General features: G+C 69.8%; 1 protein-coding gene. It reads left to right on the plus strand.

The features are described from left to right. Window positions 1–26: 26 nt before the first annotated feature. Window positions 27–1,933: non-ribosomal peptide synthetase (locus AOK09_RS10905; RefSeq protein WP_245687232.1), on the plus strand; the 1,907-nt coding region annotated here is incomplete at its 3' end.

The raw sequence follows: 1,933 nt of genomic DNA on the forward strand, positions 1-1,933 counted from the left end.
CCCCAGCCGTCCTCGACCTCCTCGGTTTGAACATCGAACTGGCAGAAACGGGCGAGGGCCCGGCCAGGTTCGACCTCGCCATCGACCTGACCGAGACCTTCGACGCAGACGGTGCCGCGGCCGGTATGAGCGGCACACTCACCTACGCCACCGACCTCTTCGAAGAGACGACCGCCGCAGCGCTGAGCGCGCGTCTCGTGCGGGTACTGCAGACGGTCGCCGCCGACCCGGCCATCCACGTGCACCACATCGACGTCATGGACCCCGCCGAACGGCAGCAAGTCCTGACCGGCTGGAACGACACCACGCACGAAGTGCCCACCGGCACCGTCGTCGACCTCTTCGAGGCCCAGGTCACCGGCACCCCCGACGCCATCGCCGTGATCGACCCCGAGGGCGCCGAGATCTCGTACGCCGAGTTGAACCGGCGGGTGAACCGTCTGGCGCGACTGCTGGCCGAGTACGGCGCCGGACCCGAGGACCGCGTGGGCGTACTCATGCCCCGCTCGGCCGGGATGGTCGAAGCCCTGCTCGCCGTCCTGAAGTGTGGCGCGGCCTACTTGCCGCTCGACCCGGAGCTGCCGGCGGAGCGCATCGCCTACATGCTGGACGACGCCCGGCCTGCAGTGCTCCTGAGCACTGCAGGGCTGGTGGAGCAGGCGCGGAGGCAGGATGCGCGGTTCGGGAGCGATTCGGACTACGCGTTGGTCGTCACCGACGATCCGGAGACGGCCGCCCGCGTGGACGCACTCGACGCGGACGATGTCACCGACGCGGATCGGACGGCGTCACTGTCTCCCTCCCACCCCGCCTACGTGATCTACACGTCCGGTTCCACGGGTCGGCCGAAGGGCGTGGTGGTCCCGCACGCGGGTGTGGTGAACCGGCTCGCGTGGATGCAGGCCGAGTACGGGCTGGGCACGGGTGACCGGGTGCTGCAGAAGACCCCGTTCGGCTTCGACGTCTCGGTGTGGGAGGTCTTCTGGCCCATCACGCACGGCGCGACCCTGGTGGTGGCCACCCCCGGCGGACACCGCGACCCCTCGTACCTGGTCGATGTGATCACCCGTCACCGCGTGTCGGTCGCTCACTTCGTCCCGTCCATGCTCCAGGTGTTCCTACGCGAAGCAGGCGCGGCACAGTGCACCTCGCTGCGGGCCGTGATCTGCAGTGGCGAAGCACTCCCCGGCGAGCTCGCCGACCAGTTCCGGCAGGTCCTGGGCGAGCGACTGCACAACCTCTACGGACCGACCGAAGCATCGATCGACGTGACCGCCTGGCCTGCCGTCGCCGGCGCCGTGAGCACCTCAGGCTCGGTGCCCATCGGACAACCGATCTGGAACACCCGGACCTACATCCTGGACGCCGCGCTCCAGCCCTGCCCGCCCGGCGTCCCCGGCGAGCTCTACCTCTCCGGCGTACAGCTCGCGCGCGGTTATCTGAACCGACCGGGCCTGTCGGCGGAACGGTTCGTGGCCGACCCGTACGGTCCGGCCGGCTCCCGCATGTACCGCACGGGCGACCTCGCCCGCTGGAACACCAACGGCGTCCTGGAATACCTCGGCCGCACCGACGACCAGGTGAAGCTGCGCGGCTTCCGCATCGAACTCGGCGAAGTCCACTCCGCCGTCACCCGATGCCCCGGCATCGCACAAGCCGCCGTGCTCGTGCGCGAGGACCGCCCCGGCGACCAACGCCTCGTCGCCTACGTCGTACCAACCGACAGCACCACCGGAACCTTGGACGACGCGGAACTGTCGGCGCGCGTGCGTGCCCACGTCGGCACGCTTCTGCCGGACTACATGGTCCCCTCCGCCGTCGTCGTCATCGACGCCATGCCGGTCACCACCAACGGCAAACTCGACCGCCGCGCCCTCCCCGCACCCGAACTCCCCACCCCAGGCACAGGCCGCAAACCCGCCAACGAACGCGA

Source organism: Peterkaempfera griseoplana (genome assembly GCF_001418575.1).
Classification (GTDB): Bacteria; Actinomycetota; Actinomycetes; order Streptomycetales; family Streptomycetaceae; genus Peterkaempfera; species Peterkaempfera griseoplana.